This window comes from Micromonospora tarensis, assembly GCF_016803395.1.
In the GTDB taxonomy this organism is placed as follows: Bacteria; Actinomycetota; Actinomycetes; order Mycobacteriales; family Micromonosporaceae; genus Micromonospora; species Micromonospora tarensis.
In genome coordinates this window covers 1-2,148 of the sequence record NZ_JAEVHL010000455.1, presented here as the reverse complement: position 1 = coordinate 2,148, position 2,148 = coordinate 1, and the positions used below count along the sequence as shown (strand labels likewise).

Annotated in this window: 2 protein-coding genes and 1 pseudogene; all 3 read left to right on the top strand. The window is 75.2% G+C overall.

Features of this window, described 5'->3' with window-relative positions:
* A pseudogene (locus tag JM949_RS35445) lies at window positions 1-372 on the top strand (hypothetical protein); the annotation flags it as partial.
* Complete coding sequence (miaA, locus tag JM949_RS35440; protein WP_203152407.1) at window positions 369-1,292, top strand: tRNA (adenosine(37)-N6)-dimethylallyltransferase MiaA; 924 nt, start codon at window positions 369-371, stop codon at window positions 1,290-1,292. The pseudogene JM949_RS35445 and the gene miaA, both read left to right, overlap by 4 nt.
* A 7-nt stretch (window positions 1,293-1,299) precedes the next feature.
* Window positions 1,300-2,136: a diaminopimelate epimerase gene (dapF, locus tag JM949_RS35435; RefSeq protein WP_203152406.1), complete on the top strand. Its 837-nt coding sequence runs from the start codon at window positions 1,300-1,302 to the stop codon at window positions 2,134-2,136.
* The last annotated feature ends 12 nt before the right edge of the window (window positions 2,137-2,148 follow it).

The window sequence follows — 2,148 nt, the reverse complement described above, 5'->3', positions numbered from 1 at the left end:
GGCCGCCGACGCGGCCCGGCCGAGGCTGGCCCGCGCGTCGCCGACGAGATCGACGCCGCCGGTGACCGGGTGGCGTTGCTGGTGCTCGGGGACGGGTCGGCCTGCCGGGGAGAGAAGGCCCCCGGGTACGACGACCCGCGCGCCCTCCCGTACGACCGGCGGGTTGCCGCGGCCCTGGCCGACGCGGACCTGGACGTCCTGCGCGACCTCGACCCGGTGCTGTCGACGGAGCTGAAGGCCGCCGGTCGCGCGCCCTGGCAGGTGCTCGCCGGCGTGGCCCGCGCGGCGGGCGGTGGCTGGCGCGGCGAGCTGCTGCACGACTCGGCCCCCTACGGGGTGGCCTACTTCGTGGCGTCCTGGGAGCCTGAGTGACCGGCGGCGGAGTCGGCACGGTCGTCGCGGTGGTCGGCCCGACGGCGGCCGGTAAGTCGGCGCTGAGCATCGCGTTGGCGCACGCCCTCGACGGGGAGGTGGTCAACGCCGACTCGATGCAGCTCTACCGGGGCATGGACATCGGCACCGCCAAGCTGACCCACGCCGAGCGGGACGGGGTGCCGCACCACCTGCTGGACATCTGGGACGTCACCGAGCCGGCGAGCGTCGCGGAGTACCAGCGGCTGGCCCGCGCGGCGGTGGACGACATCCTGGCCCGGGGGCGGGTGCCGCTGCTCGTCGGCGGGTCCGGGCTCTACGTGCGGGCGGTGCTGGAGCACTTCGAGTTCCCCGGCACCGACGCGGCGCTGCGGGAGCGGCTGGAACGGGAGTTGGCCGAGGTCGGCCCCGCACCGCTGTACGCGCGACTGCGCGCCGCCGACCCGGTCGCCGCCGAGGGCATCCTGCCCGGCAACGGTCGGCGGATCGTCCGGGCCCTGGAGGTGATCGAGCTGACCGGCGCGCCGTTCACCGCCTCGCTGCCGCAGCCAACCTCGTACTACCCCGCGGTGCAGCTCGGCGTGGACCTGGACACCGGGCTGCTCGACCAGCGGATCGCGCTGCGGGTCGACCGGATGTGGGCCGACGGCCTGGTGTCCGAGACCCGCGAGTTGGTCGGGCGCGGGTTGCCCGAGGGGCGGACGGCGAGCCGGGCGCTCGGCTACCACCAGGTGCTGCGCCTGCTCGCCGGTGAGCTGACCGAGCCGCAGGCGCGCGAGGAGACGGTTCGGGCCACCCGGCGTTTCGTCCGCCGGCAGCGCTCCTGGTTCCGGCGCGACTCTCGGATCCACTGGCTGGACTCGGCGAGACCGGACCTGATCGGGGCCGCCCTGCGTCTGCTGCCCGCCGCTGCGCGATGATGGGGGCGTGGAGTTCACCAAGGGCCACGGCACCGGCAACGACTTCGTTCTCCTTCCCGACCCGGACGGCCAGCTGGACCTGACCCCGGAGCTGGTCGCGGCGCTCTGCGACAGGCGGCGCGGGATCGGCGCGGACGGCGTCCTGCGGGTGGTCCGCGCGGCCAAGCATCCGGACGGCGCGGGGCAGGCCGGCGAGGCCGAGTGGTTCATGGACTACTGGAACGCGGACGGCTCGTTCGCCGAGATGTGCGGCAACGGCGCCCGCGTCTTCGTGCGCTACCTGCTCGACACCGGGTTGGCGACGCCCGCCGGCGCGGCGTTGCCGGTGGCCACCCGGGCCGGCGTCGTGCGCGCGCTGATCGAGGGCGACGCCGTCTCCGTCGAGATGCGCCGACCCCGGGTGTACGACAGCTCCGCCGCCACCCTCGGCGGGTTGACCCTGACCGGTTCGGTGGTGGACGTCGGCAACCCGCACCTGGTCTGCGTCCTGCCGGCCGGCGTCGAGTTGTCGGCGCTGGACCTGACCAGCGCACCCGGCTTCGACCAGGCGGTCTTCCCGACCGGGGTGAACGTGGAGTTCATCGTGCCGGGCGACCCGGTCGACGGCACCGACGGGCACACAGTGATGCGGGTGTACGAGCGCGGCAGCGCGGAGACCCTCTCCTGCGGCACCGGCGCCTGCGCGGTGGGCGCGGTGGCCCTGCGCGACGCCGGCCGGGACACCGGGGTGGTCGCCGTGGACGTGCCGGGCGGCCGTCTGACGGTGACGGTCACCGAGAACTCCTGCTGGCTCTCCGGCCCCGCCGTCCTGGTCGCCACCGGCGAGGTAACCCTCCCCACCTAACCCACCCCCCAC